This window comes from Hymenobacter sp. B81 (assembly GCF_044628455.1).
Classification (GTDB): Bacteria; Bacteroidota; Bacteroidia; order Cytophagales; family Hymenobacteraceae; genus Solirubrum.
In genome coordinates this window covers 515,374-532,540 of record NZ_JBIYZW010000003.1, presented here as the reverse complement: position 1 = coordinate 532,540, position 17,167 = coordinate 515,374, and the positions used below count along the sequence as shown (strand labels likewise).

At 64.8% G+C, this 17,167-nt stretch carries 11 protein-coding genes; 9 read left to right on the top strand and 2 right to left on the bottom strand.

The annotated features are described in order from the left end of the window. Positions 1 to 247 precede the first annotated feature (247 nt). The 8 genes from ACE191_RS19050 to prfB all read left to right on the top strand — a co-directional run bounded on the left by ACE191_RS19050 (position 248) and on the right by prfB (position 8,967). Positions 248 to 835, top strand: a complete 588-nt coding sequence (locus ACE191_RS19050) for an NUDIX domain-containing protein (protein ID WP_400193832.1) — start codon at positions 248 to 250, stop codon at positions 833 to 835. A 412-nt stretch (positions 836 to 1,247) separates the two neighbouring features. Then, positions 1,248 to 2,117: a lysophospholipid acyltransferase family protein gene (locus ACE191_RS19045; protein ID WP_400193831.1), complete on the top strand. Its 870-nt coding sequence runs from the start codon at positions 1,248 to 1,250 to the stop codon at positions 2,115 to 2,117. Between the two features lie 49 nt (positions 2,118 to 2,166). Further along, the gene (gene gatC, locus ACE191_RS19040) at positions 2,167 to 2,454 is read left to right on the top strand and encodes an Asp-tRNA(Asn)/Glu-tRNA(Gln) amidotransferase subunit GatC (RefSeq protein WP_400193830.1); all 288 of its coding nucleotides are present in this window, start codon (positions 2,167 to 2,169) and stop codon (positions 2,452 to 2,454) included. Between the two features lie 3 nt (positions 2,455 to 2,457). Continuing rightward, positions 2,458 to 5,187 carry a hypothetical protein gene (locus ACE191_RS19035; protein WP_400193829.1) on the top strand — a complete coding sequence of 910 codons (2,730 nt, stop codon included), beginning with the start codon at positions 2,458 to 2,460 and terminating at the stop codon, positions 5,185 to 5,187. Positions 5,188 to 5,198: 11 nt separating this feature from the next. After that, positions 5,199 to 5,924, top strand: coding sequence for an ABC transporter ATP-binding protein (locus ACE191_RS19030; RefSeq protein ID WP_400193828.1), 726 nt, complete (start codon positions 5,199 to 5,201; stop codon positions 5,922 to 5,924). Positions 5,925 to 6,041: 117 nt separating this feature from the next. Next, positions 6,042 to 6,590 (top strand): cob(I)yrinic acid a,c-diamide adenosyltransferase, encoded by a 549-nt coding sequence (locus ACE191_RS19025; protein WP_400193827.1) that lies wholly within the window; start codon positions 6,042 to 6,044, stop codon positions 6,588 to 6,590. Positions 6,591 to 6,653: 63 nt separating this feature from the next. Then, on the top strand, positions 6,654 to 7,718 hold the full coding sequence (locus ACE191_RS19020; RefSeq protein WP_400193826.1) for a branched-chain amino acid aminotransferase: 1,065 nt from the start codon (positions 6,654 to 6,656) through the stop codon (positions 7,716 to 7,718). A gap of 171 nt (positions 7,719 to 7,889) precedes the next feature. Next, positions 7,890 to 8,967, top strand: a protein-coding gene (gene prfB, locus ACE191_RS19015) for a peptide chain release factor 2 (RefSeq protein WP_400193825.1) whose coding sequence is annotated in 2 segments (ribosomal slippage) — positions 7,890 to 7,940 and positions 7,942 to 8,967 — 1,077 coding nt in all. Because the reading frame shifts where the segments join, the coding sequence is not laid out codon by codon here. 75 nt (positions 8,968 to 9,042) lie between these two features. On the opposite strand, the gene ACE191_RS19010 is transcribed toward prfB, so the two are convergent. Continuing rightward, positions 9,043 to 10,491, bottom strand: a complete 1,449-nt coding sequence (locus ACE191_RS19010) for a RagB/SusD family nutrient uptake outer membrane protein (RefSeq protein ID WP_400193824.1) — start codon at positions 10,489 to 10,491, stop codon at positions 9,043 to 9,045. A gap of 24 nt (positions 10,492 to 10,515) precedes the next feature. Next, a complete protein-coding gene (locus ACE191_RS19005) occupies positions 10,516 to 13,539 on the bottom strand; it encodes a SusC/RagA family TonB-linked outer membrane protein (protein WP_400193823.1) in 3,024 nt (1,007 codons plus the stop codon). A gap of 260 nt (positions 13,540 to 13,799) precedes the next feature. Here ACE191_RS19005 and ACE191_RS19000 point away from each other — a divergent pair, with 260 nt between their 5' ends. Next, positions 13,800 to 17,165, top strand: coding sequence for a SusC/RagA family TonB-linked outer membrane protein (locus ACE191_RS19000; protein ID WP_400193822.1), 3,366 nt, complete (start codon positions 13,800 to 13,802; stop codon positions 17,163 to 17,165). Positions 17,166 to 17,167: the final 2 nt, after the last annotated feature.

Here is a 17,167-nt window from a genome sequence, read left to right as displayed (position 1 = left end):
AGCACAATTCGGCCGCAAAACTATTCTCCGTATAAATCCGCTAAGTATCTTTTCGATTAACCACGCTTTTGCGCCGATGAACTACGTAACCCGGCCGGAATTGGATCGTAGCCGGACCGATTTAATTTTCGGGTAACACGCGGGCCGCGCCGTCGGGCAACGGGGCTGGTTTGGTCCCGGCGGCGGCCGTTGCGCGGGGCCGGCCCACCGGGCTACCTTGCGCTTTTATGGGCCTCCCTTCCCCGGCATGAGCAGCTTCCCCGACGAAACCCGCAACCCCTGGCAGGTGCTCAGCACCGAGCTTAAGTACCGCAACCCCTGGATCAGCGTGCGCGAAGACCAGGTCATCAACCCCGGCGGCGGCCGCGGCATCTACGGGGTGGTGAGCATGCGCAACAAGGCCCTGGGCATCGTGCCCGTCGACGCCGAGGGCAACACCTGGCTGGTGGGCCAGTACCGCTACCCGCTCGACGAATACTCCTGGGAAATCCCGATGGGCGGCGGCCCCGTGGAGCAGGACATCCTGCTCTCGGCCCAGCGCGAGCTGAAGGAGGAAACCGGCCTCACGGCCCGGCGCTGGACCAACATTGCCCGCCTGCACACCTCCAACTCGGTGACCGACGAGGAGGGCTTCGTGTTTCTGGCCGAAGACCTGGAGCCCGGTGCCGTGGAGCCCGAGGAAACCGAGGAGCTGCACCTCTGGAAGCTGCCCCTGGCCGAGGCCGTGGAAATGGTGATGAGCAACCGCATTACCGATGCCATCAGCGTGGCGGGCCTGCTCAAGGCCGAGCGCGTGCTGGCCGCCCGCGCCGCCCAGGCGCCCGCGGCGGGCTGACCCCTCCCCCATCCGGTTGGCTTTCCGACCCCGCGCCTGCCAAAGCGGCAAAACCGCCCCGGCAGCTACGTCAGGGCCGTTTGGTGCCTGAAAAAATGCTCGCGCTGACGTTCCTACCGTTCGCGCTATCGTTCCTACCGCACGCGTTGAGGCTCCTACCGCTAGCGCCGGCGTTCCTACCGCACGCGCCGCGGCTCCTACCCCGCGCGGCAACGTTCCTACCCTTCGCGCTGCGTCTCCTACGGCTCGCGGGCAGGCTCCTACCCCTCGCGTCCCGGCCCGGGAGCCTCGCGCCGGCTGCCCGCCGCAGGGGGTGACGGGGGCGGCGGCCCGCGGCCGGGGCTCCTGAGCCAATGGGATGGAGCGGGGAAGCGGGGATTTTTGGTAGCGCCGGGGCTGTTACCTTTGTGCTATGCGTTCTGTGCTGCGCTTCATTGGCCACCGTTTGTACACCACCTGGGCAACCTTCTGGTTTGTGATGCCTTTTGTGGTGACCTACCCCCTGCAGGTGTTGCTGAGCCGTCGGCCGGCCTGGCACCGGCACCTGCACACGCTCAACCGGCTGTGGTCGAAGCTCTTCATTCGCATGTGGCTGGTGCCCGTGGAAGTGGTGCGCCACCAGCCCCAGCCGCAGGGCCAGCCCTGCGTGTACGTGCCCAACCACAGCTCCTACATCGACATTCCCCTGCTGTTTAAGGCCATTCCCGGGTTTCTGAACATTATGGGCAAAAGCTCCCTGGCCAAGGTACCGCTGTGGGGGCCGATTTTCGGGCGGGTGTACCTCACCGTCAACCGTGAAAGCGTCATCAGCCGGGCCCGCTCGCTGGTGCAGGCCCGCCAGAGCGTGGAAGAGGGGCGGTCGTTGGTCATCTTCCCCGAGGGCTCGATTTCGGCCCGGCCGGGCGAGGAAATGGGCGCCTTCAAGGACGGGCCGTTTCAGATAGCCGTGTCCTTGGGCGCACCCATCGTGCCCGTGACCATGCCCTACAACCACCGCTTCATGCCCGATGTGCCCGGCTCGCTGCGGGTGCGCTACGCCCGCCTGCGCATCGAGCTGCACCCAGCCATTCCCACCGTGGGACTCACCGCGGCCGATATTCCGGCCCTGAAGGAGCGTGTGCGCGCCATCATTGCCAGCGGCTTCGACCCGGCCGCGGCGGGCATTCCGGCCCCCAGCGGCCTACGCCCCGCCGCCGATGAGGCCCCCGCCCCTACCGGGGCAACGGCCCCCGACGCCGACGCGGCCCTGCACCCGGCGGGCACCCCGGGCCAGCCGCGCTGAGGCGCGTCGCCCCCCGTTTTTCGTTGTTTCTACCTTATTCCTTGCTGCCTTGAGTACCGACCTGAATACCCTGCGCCAACTGGCCCACCTAGCCCGCCTCGAGTTCGATGAGCGCCACGAGCAGAAGATGCTGGGCGACCTGAACGAGATTCTGAACTGGGTAGAGCAGCTGCGCGAGCTGGACACCGCCCAGGTAGAGCCCCTGGTGCACCTCTCGCGCGAGCTGAACGTGCTGCGCCCCGACGAGCCGCTCAACACGGTGTCGCACGCCGAGGGCCTGCAGAACGCCCCGCGCAAAGACACTGACTACTTCCGCGTACCCAAAGTACTGGAGTAAGGCGTGCCCGCTGCCCCCTCATCGCCCGATTCCGTAGCGCCGCGGCGCCCCTCGGCCTGGTGGCTGCTGCCCCTGCTGCTGGTGCTGGCCGCCACGCTCTACCAGTTTGTGGTGGGCCCCACCCACACCCTGCCCGTGGGCACGGTGGCGCAGCTGGGCCCCACCCCCGTGCCCGTGGCCTACGTGCCTGTGGGCCCCGACAGCCTCGTGCTGCAAGCCAACGGCTACCTGCTCAGCCAGACCCGCGACGTGGGCGGCCCCGAGCTGTGGCCGGCGGCGGCCGCGCTGTGGGTGGCGCTGCTGGGCCTGAGCCTCAGCCTCTGGCTGGCGGCGGTGAGCACCCTGCCCCGGCTGGCCTTCGTGGCCGGCACGGCGGCGGCCATCTTCCTGCTCATGTCGCTGAACCCCGACGCCCTGGAGGCGCTGGGCGGGCGACACTACGAGCTGGTGACGGTGCTGGTGGTGCTGGCCGGCGCGGCCTACCTGCTGCACGCCTTTCTGGAGGGGGTGCGCCTGGGCCCGCGGGTGCTCATCTTCGTGGCCCTCGTGGCCGGGCTGGGCGCGCTGCTGTATCTCGGCTCGCCCTACCCGGCGGCCTACGTGAGTTTGCACCTGGCGGGCTACGGCACCGTGGCCGGGGCCGCCGCCCTGGGGCTACTGGCCTTGTGGGTGGGCGGTGAGCTGGTGTTTGGCCTGCTGTGGCTGAACACCCAGGGCCCCACTCCGCAGAGCCGCTTCGGTCTCCTGCCCTTCGTGGCCGCCAGCGCCCTGCTGCTGGGCTCCTTGGTGCTGTACTACTGGAACGGCGGCCGCCTGATGCTGTTTCCTGGCGGCATCCACCTCGACCCTTATCTGCTGCTGCTGCTGGCTGCGCTGGTGGGTTGGTTTAGCATGCCGCTGCGCCGCCCCACCTACGCCGGCTGGGTGCCCGCCAAGGCCGCACCCCTGCTCTACCTGGCCCTGCTGACGCTGGCTATGGCCTCGGCGGGCTACGCGGCAGCCACCCACAACGAGCCGGTACTGGCGGCGGGCCGCCAGCTGGTGGCCCTGGCGCTGCTGTGCGTGGGGGTGCCGTTTCTGCTCTACGTGCTGATGAACTTCGCCCCGCTCATTCGGCAGCGGCTGCGGGTGTACCGGGTGGTGTACGAGCCGCGCCGTCTGCCCTACTACGCGGTGTACCTGCTGGCGCTGGGCGGCATCGTGGCAGTGCTGGTGCGCAACAACTTCGATTTGCTCGACCAGGCCCGGGCCGGCATGTACGTGCAGCTGGGCGATTTGACGCGCTTCCAGAGCGAGGGGCAGCCCGAAAACACCTACCTGCCGCTGCTGGCTGAGCGCTACTACGCCGAGGCCGACCAGCTGGACCCGCGCAACGCCCGTGCGGCCCTGGGCCGGGCTGCCCTGTACCAGCAGCTGAGCCAGCGCCAGAACGAAATCAACATCCTGCGCACCACGTTGCTGCGCGAGCCCCACGAGAAAGTGCTGCTGCGCCTGGCCGCCCGCTACGACCAGTCTTCGGATTTCTTCGACCGCCAGCAGGTGCTGCGCCAGGGCCTGCGCGCCTACCCGGCCAGCCGCTGGCTCAACGCCGAAATGGCGCAGCTCTACGCCCGCTCCTCGCTCACCGACTCGGTGGTGTACTACTACCAGCGCGCCACCGCCGCCGATGCCGACGATGCCGTGGCCCACACCAACTGGCTGGCGTTTCTGCTCAAGCAAAACCAACTGAACGCCGCCGCCCAGAGCGTGGCCGAGCACCCCTTCCCTCAGTGGCCGGCCTGGCAAAGCAACCAGCTGCTGTTTCAGCTGTTGCAGAAGCCCGCACAAACTGCCGCGGCCGCCCAGGCCACGCCCCAGCCCCTCACCGACTCGGTGCTGACGGTAGCGCAGTTTGCCCACCTCTACCACATCGGGCTGGCCCGCGCCGCCCGCCGCGACACCACGCTGCTGCCCCTGCTCACGGGCCTGCGCCGCCAGTCCGCCAACGACCCGTTTGCCGATCAGCTTCACTTTCTGCAGGGCCTCACCCGCCTGCGCGGCGGCGAGCCGGCCCGCGGATTCGATCAGCTCGAAACCCTGGCTACCGGCACCGGCGCCGGCTACTACCAGCAGCTACTGGGCTTGTACCTGCTGGAGCGCGGCCTCTACCCCTCGGCCGCCAGCCGCCTGGCGCTGGCCACCGCAGCCGGCAACCCCGCGGCCGCTCTGCCTCGGGCCTGGGCCTTCGCCTTCGGCAGCCGCCCCGACTCGGCCCGTACCCTGGCGCTGCGGGTGGCTGCCCTGCCAACCGAGGCGCGCTCGGCGCAGCAGCTGCTTAATGCGCTGCCGCAGCTTCCCGCTGCCCGCCCGCCAGCCTACCAGCCCTTCGCCGCGCAGTTTGCCCGGGCCGCCACGCTGGACAAACGGGCCGCCGAAAGCCAGTACCGCCGGCTGGTGGCGGCCGACCCCTTCGCCGAAACCGGTATAATCCAAGCGGCTGACTTTTTTGCGGGCCAAAGTCAGTACTTGGCCGCCTACGAGGCCCTGCGCCGGGCCTTGCAGTACAATCCGGAGTCGGTAGCACTGCTGCAGCGCTTCGCCCTCGCGGCAGCCGATGCCGGTTTGACCGATTACTCGGGGCAAACCCTGGAAAAACTGCGCACGTTGCTTCCTTCCGAAGAATACGCTACCTTTCAGAGCCAACTTTCTAAACGGCGTGCCATCCACCAGGCCGCCGCAGCACCCTGGGACTAACACCACGCGCCATGCTGCCGCCTGTTATCGACACGACCGAAATTTCCAAAGTGTACCAGATGGGTACCGAGCGCATTCACGCGCTCCGCTCCGTTACCATCCGCATTCAGCGGGGCGAGTACGTGGCGTTCATGGGGCCTTCGGGCTCGGGAAAGTCCACCCTTATGAATATTGTGGGCTGCCTCGACACGCCGACTTCCGGGGCCTACGTGCTCAACGGCAAGGACGTGAGCCGCATGACCGACAACCAGCTGGCGGAGGTGCGCAACCGTGAAATCGGCTTTGTATTCCAGACCTTCAACCTGTTGCCGCGCGCCACCTCGCTCGACAACGTGGCCCTGCCGCTGATTTACGCGGGCTACAGCAAGTCGGAGCGGGAGGAAAAGGCCATGGAAGCCCTGCGCTCGGTAGGCCTAGCCGACCGCGCCAAGCACAAGCCCAACGAGCTATCGGGCGGGCAGCGCCAGCGCGTAGCTATTGCCCGGGCCCTGGTCAACGACCCCAGCATCATCCTGGCCGACGAACCCACCGGCAACCTCGACTCCAAGACCAGCTACGAGATTATGGACTTGTTTGAGGCGCTCTACGCCAAGGGCAATACCATTATCATGGTAACCCACGAAGACGACATTGCCCATTACGCCCACCGCATCGTGCGCCTGCGCGACGGGCTGGTGGAAAGCGACCAGGTCAACGAAAACGTGGCCTCGCACCACGCGGCCATGCGCGGCGAATAAGCGTTTTGCTGCCTTTACGTCCGCACCTCAACCGTGCCCCAGCCCCAGCGGTTGGGGCATTGTTGTTACCTTCGGGGTAGGGTTGGCTATCTGCTCCCTGTCACTTACTGCCCTTCCGTGAAGATTTACACCCGCACCGGCGACAAAGGCCTGACTTCGCTTATCGGCGGCACCCGCGTGCCCAAATCCAGCTTGCGCATCGAATCCTACGGCACGGTCGACGAGTTGAACTCCTGGATGGGTTTGGTACGCGACCAGGAAGTAAACGCCCCGCGCCGCGAGCTGCTTAAGCAGGTGCAGGACCGCCTGTTCACCATCGGCGCCACCCTGGCCTCGGACCCGGAACGCTCGCGCATGCAGCTGCCCGACTTGCACGAGGCCGATGTGCTGGCACTGGAACAGGAAATGGATCGGCTCAACGACGGGCTGCCCGAGTTGCGCCACTTCATTTTGCCCGGTGGCCACCCCTCAGTTTCCTACGCCCACGTGGCCCGCTGCGTGTGCCGCCGCGCCGAGCGCCTGACCATTGCCCTGCGTGAAGAGTCGTTTGTGCCCGACCTGGTGGTGGTGTATTTGAACCGCCTCTCGGATTATCTGTTTGTACTGGCGCGTGGCATGAGCCACGACCTCGGCGCCGAAGAAGTGAAGTGGCAGCCCCGCGGCTAACTCGGCCGGCTCGCCACCCTTTTCCCCGCATTTCCCCCGAGTCTTTCCCTTTCCCCGTTTGTCATGACTGAAACCCTGACGATCAATACCCAGCCGACCACGGCCTCGCGCCTGGGTCAGCTGGACCCGGCCAACATTGAGTTTGGCAAGCTGTTCTCCGACCACATGTTCGCGGTAGACTACGTGAACGGCGAGTGGCAGGAGCCGCAGATTGTGCCCTACGGCGACATGGCCGTGAGCCCCGCCAACTCGGCTTTGCACTACGGTCAGGCTATTTTCGAAGGCATGAAGGCCTACCGCACCGCCCAGGGCGGCGTAGCTTTGTTCCGCCCCCTCGACAACCTGCACCGCCTCAACGCCTCGGCCGAACGCATGTGCATGCCCACCTTGCCCGAGGAGTTGTTTATGCAGGGCCTTACTCAGCTCATTCGCCTCGATGCGGGCTGGGTGCCGGCCGCCGATGGCACGGCGCTCTATATTCGTCCCTTCATGTTCGCTACCGACGGGCTGCTGGGCGTGCGTCCCTCCGATTCCTACCGCTTCATGATTATCACCTGCCCGGTGGGTGCCTTCTACAACAAGCCGCTGCGGGTGCGCTTCGAAGAGAAGTACGTACGCTCGGCCGAGGGCGGTGCGGGCTACGCCAAAAACGCCGGCAACTACGGCGCGGCCATGTATCCCACCAAGCTGGCGCAGCAGCAGGGCTACAACCAGCTCATCTGGACCGACGCCTCGGAGCACCGCTACGTGGAAGAATCGGGTACCATGAACGCCCTCTTCGTCATCGATGGCCGCGTGGTCACGCCCGCGCTCAGCTCGTCCATTCTCGACGGCATCACCCGCCGCAGCGTGCTGCAGCTGGCCCACGACTGGGGCATGCCGGTGGAAGAGCGCAAGGTTTCCGTGCACGAAATCGTGCAGGCGCTGGAAGCCGGTACTCTGCAGGAAGCCTTTGGCGTGGGCACCGCCGCTACCATCGCGCCCATCGCCGTCATTGGCAACGAGGGTCGCGACTATACCCTGCCGGAGGTGGATGACTCGGCCTTCTCGCGCCGCGCCAGCGCGGCTCTCACGGCTATCCGCACCGGCCAGGCCGCCGATGCACACGCCTGGATGGTGCAGGTATAGCGCCGCCATCTGCCGCCTTTTTCTGCCGCCCGTCGTGCGCTTTCCGGCCGCGACGGGCGGTTCGGCTTTGAGCGGCGTACCTTTGCCCGCCTTACTACCAGTGGCACCCGTCGGCTACGGCGTCAACCGCAGCTGACGGGCGCATTTTCTAACCCGCTACCCTTTCGCTCAATGACCCTAGAGCAAGTGAAAGACTTAAGAGGCCGTGTGGAGGCCTTGAGGAGGTATCTTTGACTACGATGCCCGCAAAGAACAGGTAACCGCCGTGGAGGCCCAGAGCCAGGCTCCGGGTTTCTGGGACGACTCGAAGAAGGCCGAAGCCACCCTGCGTGAGCTGAAGGCCGTGAAGGTGTGGACCGATGACTACGAGGCTGCCTCCCAGGCCGTCGACGACGTGGACGTGCTCTTCGACTTCTACAAGGAAGGCGAAGCCAACGAAGCCGAGATGCAGGCCGAGTTTGCCCGCGCCGTGCAGGCCGTGGAGCAATTGGAGTTCAAGCGCATGCTGTCCAACGAAGAAGATCAACTGTCGGCCATCGTCGAAATCAACCCCGGCGCGGGCGGCACCGAAAGCCAGGACTGGGCCGAGATGCTCATGCGCATGTACATCATGTGGGGCGAAAAGCACGGCTTCACGGTGCGCGAGGTCAACTACCAGCCCGGTGAAGGCGCTGGTATCAAGTCGGCCACGCTCGAAATCGAGGGGCAGTTTGCCTACGGCTACCTGAAAAGCGAAATCGGGGTGCACCGCTTGGTGCGCATGTCGCCCTTCGACAGCAGCGGCCGCCGTCACACCTCGTTTGCCTCGGTGTTTGCCTATCCCGTGGTCGACGACACCATCAACATCACCATCAACCCGGCCGACATCAGCTGGGACACGTTCCGGGCCGGCGGCGCGGGGGGCCAGAACGTGAACAAGGTGGAAACCGCCGTGCGCCTCACCCACGCGCCCTCCGGCATTATCATCGCCGTGCAGATCGAGCGCAGCCAGCTCATGAACAAGGAACACGCCCTGCGCATGCTTCGCTCGCGCCTCTACCAGATTGAACTCGACAAGCGCAACGCCGAGCGGGCCGTGGTAGAAGCCGGCAAGAAGCGCATTGATTTCGGCTCCCAGATCCGCAACTACGTGCTGCACCCCTACAAGCTGGTGAAGGACCTGCGCACCGGCGTGGAGCGCACCGATGTGCAGAACGTGCTCGACGGCGACCTGGACGAATTCATCCGCGCCTACCTGATGGAGAGCTAAGCCCTGCTGCTCATCACGCATAAAAAAAGGTCCCTCCGCAGCGGAGGGACCTTTTTTATGAGCGGTAAGCTACCGTTACGGGTTGGTGGCGTCCCAAGCTTTTTCGGCAGCCGGGCGCTCCATGCGGTCAAACAGCCGGTACTCGGTGGTGCCGATGGTGCTGCTGTACGCCAGCGTCTGCTTCTTGAACGGGAAGGGCATCACCCGATCAGGCAGGGGCGCTACCTGCACGTTCTGCGTTTGGGCAGTGGTGGGCAGGCGGCCCAGGCGGCGCAGGTCGACGAAGAAGTGACCTTCGTAGAACAGCGAGTAGCGGCGCTGACGGACGACTTCATCCATCGCATCATTCAGGTTCGTGAACGAGCCGGCGGGCAGCGCGGGCAGGTTGCCCGAGCGGGTGCGCACCGCGTTGATGTCGTCGAGGGCGCCGGCCAGGTTGCCGGTGTTGGCTTTAGCCTCGGCCGAAATCAGCACCAGTTCCTCATTGCGCATGATGTCCAGCGGTGCGGAGTTGGACGTAAACAGCCGCGGCTCGTAGTTGCCGGTGATGCCGCCGGTCGTGCGCGGCGTGGTGCGCAGGCCCACCTTGCTCAAACGGGCATCCCCGTCTTCAGCCTCCGTCACGAAGTTATCCGGCACGGACACAATAGTACCCGCCGGGCTGTTGTTGGGCTGAAAGTAAGCGTTGCCCTGGTCGCCGGCGTTGGCGGCGTTAAAGGTCAGCTTGGGTCCAGCCGCCAGGTTGCCGCCCTGGTCGTAGAACGAGTTGCCCAGCAGCGTCAGCGTGCCGGTGTAGTCCTTCTGGTACAGGGCCACCCGGGCAGCCAGGCCGCGGTTAAACTTCTTGAACGTGGCGGGCGTGTTGAAGCCCGCGTAGCCCGACGAAAGCGTGAAGCCAAACGTGGCACCCGCCGCATCCAACTCAGTGGCCCCCAGGTCGAGCAGGCGCCGGATTTCGGTCAGGGCCGCCTGCTGGGTCACGAACTTGCCGGGGCGCAGCACGTTGCTCACGTCGATACGGATGCCGTTCTCGCCCTGCATGTTCAGCAGCAGCAGCTGGGCCAGGGCCTCGTAGGTATGGGTGAAGCCGGCTACACCCTGCTTTTGCTCGGCGTTATAAGCCTGGCTGTTGTTGGCCGACTCGCGGAACACCTGGGCGGCGCGGCGCATCTGGGCCAGCGGCGTGTAGTAGCCGTTGTAGTAGGCGGCGTCGTCGAGCCGGCCGCGGGTGCCTTGCAGCTCGCCGTACCAGCGCGACTCAGTACCGGCCAATACCGTTACTTCCCGGCCCAGGGTGCCCATGAGCCAGTTGTAGGGCGCATTGGTGGTATGCTGTTGGCGGTAGGAAGCTTCTACGCCTACGCCCAAGGCATCAAGCTGCGCGCGCGAGGCGTTGCTGAGCACGGTGTCGAGCCCGGGGTTGTTGGGGTCGGGCACGTACTCGGTATCAAAGAAACCGCAGGAAGTGGTGCCCAGTAGCAGCACGGCGGTGGCCGCGGCTAGTTTGCTAGGTATGAATTGCATGAGAAAACCGTCAGGAAAGGTGGATTAAAAATCCAGGTTCAGGTGGAAGAAGATACGCCGGGTGTTGGGGTAGCTGGCTACGTCCACTTGGGCAAAGTTTGACACGGCCCCGAAGTTCGATACTTCCGGGTCGTAGCCGCGGTAGTCGGTCCAGGTAATCAGGTTGTTGCCCGATACGCCGACGCGCAGGTTCTTCACGTAATCTTTAAACAGGCTGGTGCGCAGGCTGGCCGGCAACGAGAAGTACAGGGAAGCTTCGCGCAGACGCACGTAGCCCGCATTCTGGATGAACTCGCGGGCCGACAGGCCCTGACGGTATTCGCCGAGGGGAATGGGCGAGCCGTCGGCATTTACCTGACCGCTGGGCTGGCTCCAGTCTTCGCTCGTACCGCCTTCGTCTTTCAGCAGGCTGCTCAGGTTACTGTTGTAGCCATCTTTCTTCCAGTGAAACAAGAATGAAAGCTCCAAGTTCCGCAGCAGCGTCACCGAGTTCAGGAACGACATCTGGAAGGTGGGCTGGGCATCCTCGTAGCGCGTCAGTCCGCTGAAGTTGTTGTTGGTGGCGAAGTTCACCGGCGTGCCAAACCAGCGCGAGGGCGACTCACCCACGATGAACAGGTTGCGGCCGAAGGTGTTGCCGAAACCCAGACCCGTGTTGAAGGGCGGCACCACCAGCGGATCCTGGTTCAGCTTGGTTACTTCGCTACGGTTAAACCAGAACTGGGTGGTCGAGTTCCAGGTGAAGTTGGTCTGGCGAACCGGGTTCACGTTCAGGGCCAGTTCGATGCCGCGGTTGCGCAAATCACCCACGTTGTAGGCCCGCAGCGAGGTAACGCCCACGCTCGGTGCCAGCACGTAGGTGTTGATCAGGTCGAACACCTCCTTGTTGTAGAACGACGTCTCCAGGCTGATGCGGTTGTCGAGGAAGCCCAGGTCGATGCCGGCTTCAAATTCCGAAGCCGTTTCGGGGCGCACGTCGGGGTTACCCAGCAGCGTCGAAGGCACCAGGCCGGGGCGGCCGCCGGTCGACAGGGCCGTCAGCGGCGAGTAGAGGGCGTTGAAGAAGGCCGGGCCGCCGGTTTCGCCGTAGGCCGCACGGAACTTCACCATGTTCACCGGCTCCAGCGTCCAGAAGTCGAACTTGGCCAGGTTCACGGCCAGCGAGGCTTTGGGGAAGGCGAAGTACTTGTCCGGGTCGCCGTTGCGGTTCGACTTATCGAAACGCACGCCGGCGGTGGCAATGATCTGGTCGCGGAAGTTGGCTTCCTGCTGCACCACAAAGCCCAGGTCAGCTTCCTCCTGAATCTGGGTATCCTGCGAGGTTACCGTGCCGCGGTTGGGCGAGTACGGCGGGCCGGGCGACAGGTTCTGGCCTTGGTTGAAGGTCAGATTTTGCTTTTGCGACAGGCGCACAATGCCGGCTTGCGAGGTCAGGTTCAGGGTTTCCCCTACCCGCCAGTCGTAGATCAGGAAGCCCTGCAGGTTGGAGTTGTAGTACTCGCTTTTGGCCTCGCGCGCCGCGCCCGGCAGGGCCAGGCCGCGCTGCGACTGCATGTCGGGGGGCAGGGCCAGCAGGGCGCGGCTGCTGGAGTAATCAACCCCGCCCTGGGCGTTGAAGCGCAGCGACGTGCGCTCGTTGTCGATGATGCGCAGCGTGGCGTTGCCCGTCTGCACGAAGCGGTTGGTGGTTTCCTCGTTGATGGCGCGCTCTACCACGGCCAGCGGGTTGTCGCCGGAGTAGGGCGAGTCCGGGAATTCACCGTTTGCGTTGGGGTGCAGCTCGGCGTAGCTCGGAATGTAGCCCAGCGCATAACCCAGGCCGAGGCCACGGTTGTCGTTGCCGGTAAAGCTGCGGCGGTTCTGCGAGTTGATGTAGTTGGAGCTGATGCCGATGTCCAGACGCTGGCCCAGCTTGTGGTCAATGTTGGCCCGGATGGAGTGGCGCTGGAAGCCGCTGTTCTTCACGATGCCCTCCTCGTCGGTGGTCGAGCCTGACACGAAGAAGCGCGTCTTTTCGTTGCCGCCCGATACGCTCAGGCCGGTGTTGCGCAGGAAGGCCGTGTTGCCGAAAACTTCCTTCTCGTAGTCGTAGATGCGGCCGGAAGCCTGGGCCTGGGCCAGCAGCTGCTTTTCCTGGGTGGCGCGGGCCCCGGTGTAGAAGCGGTCAATCTTTTCCGGCGTCCAGTCTTCCTTGCCCAGCAGGCGCCAGGCCTTGGCAAAGCCCAGATCCTGGGAGAAGCTCACCCGCGTCTGGCCGGCCTGGCCGCGCTTGGTGCGGATAATCACTACGCCGGCGTTGGCGCGGGTGCCGTAGATGGCCGCCGCGCTCGGGCCCTTCAGAATCTCGATGGACTCGATGTCGTTCGGGTTCAGGTCCGACAGGCGGTTGATGCCGTTGTCCTGGGTGGTGCGCGTGGTTACGGCCGAAGCGCCGGAGAAGGCGGCCGAACCCGCGCCGTTGCCCACCTCCGCGTTGACCGCGTACACCCCGTCGATGATGTAGAGGGGCTGTGACGAGCCGTTGATGGTGGAAATACCGCGCAGCTGCACCGATAGACCGCCGCCGGGGGCGCCGCTGGTCTGGGAGATGTTGGCCCCCACCACTTTGCCGCTCAGGGCGGCATCCACCGTTACCGGCCGGGTGCTGCCCACCAGCTCTTTCGAGGTGATGGTTGTTACGGCGTTGGCTAGGTTGGAGCGCTTCACCGTGGAAGCCAGACCCGATACCACTACCTCTTCCAGCTGCCGGGTATCGGTCTGCAATCCGATATCGATGGAGGAAGCATCGCCGATAACGCGGTCGATGGAGCGGTAGCCCACAAAGCTGAACGACAGCGCGCTGGCCGAAGCCGGTACGCTGAGCGAATACGAGCCGTCGGCGCTGGTAGTAGCCCCAATGGTCGTGCCTTTGACGATGACCGTGACGCCGGGCAGTCCCTGCCCGGTGGCCGCATCGGTCACGCGTCCGGTAATGCTTCGATTCTGCGCGGCGGCCTGCTGCATGAGCATGGGCGCAGTGAGAAGCGTGGTCAGTAAGAGTTTCCGCATGGGAATGGGTTTGGTTGAGTTTTGGTGAATGAACGCAGCCAAACGTAATGGTTTTTTCAAATAATGCAACTCTATGCTAGTGAATTAAAACCCAGACGGCATATCCGCTATGTAATTCTCAAATTATTAGGAATAAAAGACGTCCATTAAAATCAAATTAATGCACATGCAGTTTTATCTGTTATTATTGCCGCAAGCCGGTCGTTTTTCTGGCTTTTCACCCCGCTCCTCACCATTTCCCTCACCAAACCTTTACTCGAATGAAAAAACGTTTACTCTTGTCGGCGTTACCGCTGGCTATGGTCGTCCAGCAGGTTGCGGCCCAGGACCGCACCCTCACGGGCACGGTAACGGACCGGTCCACGGGCCAGGGTCTGCCGGGCGTCACGGTACTGGTAAAAGGCACGACTACCGGCACTTCCACCAACGCCGACGGCTCGTTTTCGCTCAGCGGCGTTTCGCAGAACGCCACCACCCTGGTGTTCAGCTTTGTGGGCTACACCACCCAGGAGCGCGCCATCGGCAGCTCCTCGGTATACTCGGTAGGCCTGGGCACCGACACCAAGATCATCGACGAGGTAGTAGTAACCGCCCTGGGCCTGGAAACCAGCCGCGACCGGCTGGGCACGGCGCAGTCGTCGCTGCAGGGCCAGCAGCTGGTCAGCTCGGGCGAAACCAGCGTCATCACCGCCATTTCGGGCAAAACGCCGGGGGTGCTCATCACCCGCTCCAGCGGCGACCCGGGCGCCAGCGCCAACATTCAGATTCGCGGCGCCAGCACCATTACCGGCAACCTGCAGCCGCTGATTGTGGTCGACGGCGTGCCGATTTCCAACTCGTCGGTGGGCGACGAGGGCATCATCACCAGCAACGGCGGGGCCGGCTCCAACCAGGTTGACGGTGTGGTGCAGGCTTCGCGCCTGAACGACATCAACCCCGACGACATTGCCTCGATGGAAATCCTGAAAGGCGCCGCCGCCGCCGCCCTCTGGGGTACGCGGGCGGCCAACGGGGTTATCGTCATCACCACCAAAAAAGGCCGCGGCGGCCTCGATAACCGCCTCAATGCCTCCTACCGCACGTCCTACGGCATCGACAAAATCAACCAGGCCCCCGAGCTGCAGAACCGCTACGGCCAGGGCGTCAACGGCCTTTACAGCCAGACGCAGCCGCGCAGCTGGGGCGACCGGATTGCCGACCGCAGCGGCGCCGCCGACAACTTCATTACCGACCCCAACGCCCCGGGCTACCTGGGCTTCATCACCTTCGGCGACGGCTCGCGGCGCTACGCCATTCCGGCCGGCACCGCCGCCAACCCGCACGGCGGCAAGAACAGCCGCGACACCTACGACCACTCCGACGACGTGTTCCGCACGGGCTACACCTGGGACAACATCGCCACGCTCTCGGGCGGCGACCAGCGCAGCTCGTTCTACATCAGCCTGGGCAACACCCACACCGAGGGCATTGCCCGCAACAACAGCGACAACGACCGCACCACTTTCCGCGTGAACGTGGACCGGCAGCTCAGCGACAAGTTCCGCGCCGCGGTGAATGCCACCTACGCCCGCACCAAGTCCAACCGCGTGCAGCAGGGCTCCAACGTGAGCGGTATTTACCTGGGCGGCCTGCGCAGTCCCGCCGACTTCGACAACTCCCGCTACATCGGCACCTACACCGACCCCGACGGCAACATCTTCCCCAACCGTCAGTCGTCGTACCGCAACCAGGTGGGCACCAGCACTTCGCCGGGCTTCGACAACCCGTTCTGGACCGTGGACTTCGTGGGCGACCAGACCCGGGTAAACCGCCTGCTGGGCGGCCTGGAGCTGACCTACGACGTGACGCCCTGGCTCAACATCCTGAACCGCACGGGCGTCGACACCTACACCGACCGTCGCTCGAGCTACTTCCCCATCGGCTCGGGCGCCTTCCCCTCGGGCCAGCTCACGGAGGAGTCCATCCAGGAAACCCAGATCAACAACGACCTGATTCTGCGGGCTACCTACAACTTCAGCGAGAACATCGGCGGCACGCTGCTGCTGGGCAACAACCTGAACGCCCGCCGCGACAACCAGGTGGGCGCCACGGCTTCGAACTTCGTGAACCCCTTCTCGCCGCCGCAGCTCTCCAACACCCTGGCTGACAGCCGCACGCCCTACAACCTGGTGCGGGAAATCCGCACCGGCGCCGTGTACGCCCAGGCCGACCTGTCGCTGTTTGACCAGCTGTTCCTGACCGGTACGGTGCGCGGGGAGCGTTCCTCTACCTTCGGCCCCGAGGCCGAGAGCGTGTTCATTTACCCGGCGGGTTCGGCAGCCTGGCAGTTTACCAAGCTCGCCGGCCTGAGCGACAACAAATTCCTGAGCTTCGGCAAGGTGCGGGCCAGCGTGGGCTCGGTGGGCGTGCAGCCCAGCCCCTACCTCACGCGCACCTACTACGTGCCGGCCGACGGCGTGCAGATTCTCGACGGCTGGGGCACTACCCTCGACGCGGCCAACTACGGCGGCGGCTTCATCCGCTCGGCCACCCAGGGCAACCCCCTGCTGAAGCCGGAGCGCAAGCGCGAAATTGAGCTGGGCACCGACCTGCGCTTCCTGGCCGACCGCATCAGCCTGAGCGCCACGGTGTACGACAACAAAACCACCGACGCCATTCTGAGCGTGCCGGTAGCCGCCACCACCGGCTTCACCTTCATCAACGCCAACGCGGCCGAAATCACCAACCGCGGCGTGGAGCTGAACCTGGATGCCGACATCGTGCGCACCAAGGACTTCACCTGGACCTTCTCGCCCAACTTCTCGCGCAACCGCAACGAGGTAACCGACCTGTCGGGCGCCGAGTCGATTTCGCTGAACGGCTTCACCGGCACCACCTCGCGCGCTGTGAAAGGCTACCAGCTCGGCACCCTGTGGGGCACCCGCTGGCAGCGCAACGAGGCCGGCAACCTGACCTTCGACGCCAACGGCTTCCCGCAGCTGGCCGAAACCGAAGGCGTGATTGGCGACCCCAACCCGACCTGGCGCGGTGGCCTCTACAACACCTTCCGCTTCAAGGGCATCAGCCTGAGCGTGCTCATCGACCACGTGCATAATCTGGACGTGTGGAACGGCACCAAGGGCGCGCTCTACTCCTACGGCACCGACATCGACACCGGCGAGGAAACCACCCTCACGGGTGCCCAGGCCGCGCAGCTGCGCCTGTGGAACGGCCAGACGGTGGCCCAGCGCTACGGCAGTACGACCAACCCCGGCGCGCCCATCACCTTCCGGGGCCGCGTGCACAACTTCGGCGCCGGCGACGTGGTGCTCGACGAACAGTGGTACCGCGTGGGTTTGGGCAACGGCTTCACCGGCCCGGCCGAGCAGTTCGTGGAAAACATCAACTACACCCGTCTGCGCGAAGTGACGCTGGCCTACAGCCTGGCGCCGCAGTGGCTGCGCGAGCGGGCCAAGCTCAGCTCGGTCGACTTCTCGGTGACCGGCCGTAACCTGGCCCTGTTCACCAAATACACTGGCGTTGACCCCGAAACCAATTTGACCGGCGTATCCAACGGCCGCGGGCTGGATTACTTCAACAACCCCAGCACCCGCTCGCTCATTTTCTCGGTGAAATTCACCTACTAACT

Coding starts and splice junctions, on each gene's coding strand:
- ACE191_RS19050 (WP_400193832.1), top strand. CDS start 248: ATGAGCAGCTTCCCCGACGAAACCCGCAACCCCTGGCAGGTGCTCAGC.
- ACE191_RS19045 (WP_400193831.1), top strand. CDS start 1,248: ATGCGTTCTGTGCTGCGCTTCATTGGCCACCGTTTGTACACCACCTGG.
- ACE191_RS19030 (WP_400193828.1), top strand. CDS start 5,199: ATGCTGCCGCCTGTTATCGACACGACCGAAATTTCCAAAGTGTACCAG.
- ACE191_RS19020 (WP_400193826.1), top strand. CDS start 6,654: ATGACTGAAACCCTGACGATCAATACCCAGCCGACCACGGCCTCGCGC.
- ACE191_RS19010 (WP_400193824.1), bottom strand. CDS start 10,491: ATGCAATTCATACCTAGCAAACTAGCCGCGGCCACCGCCGTGCTGCTA.
- ACE191_RS19005 (WP_400193823.1), bottom strand. CDS start 13,539: ATGCGGAAACTCTTACTGACCACGCTTCTCACTGCGCCCATGCTCATG.
- ACE191_RS19000 (WP_400193822.1), top strand. CDS start 13,800: ATGAAAAAACGTTTACTCTTGTCGGCGTTACCGCTGGCTATGGTCGTC.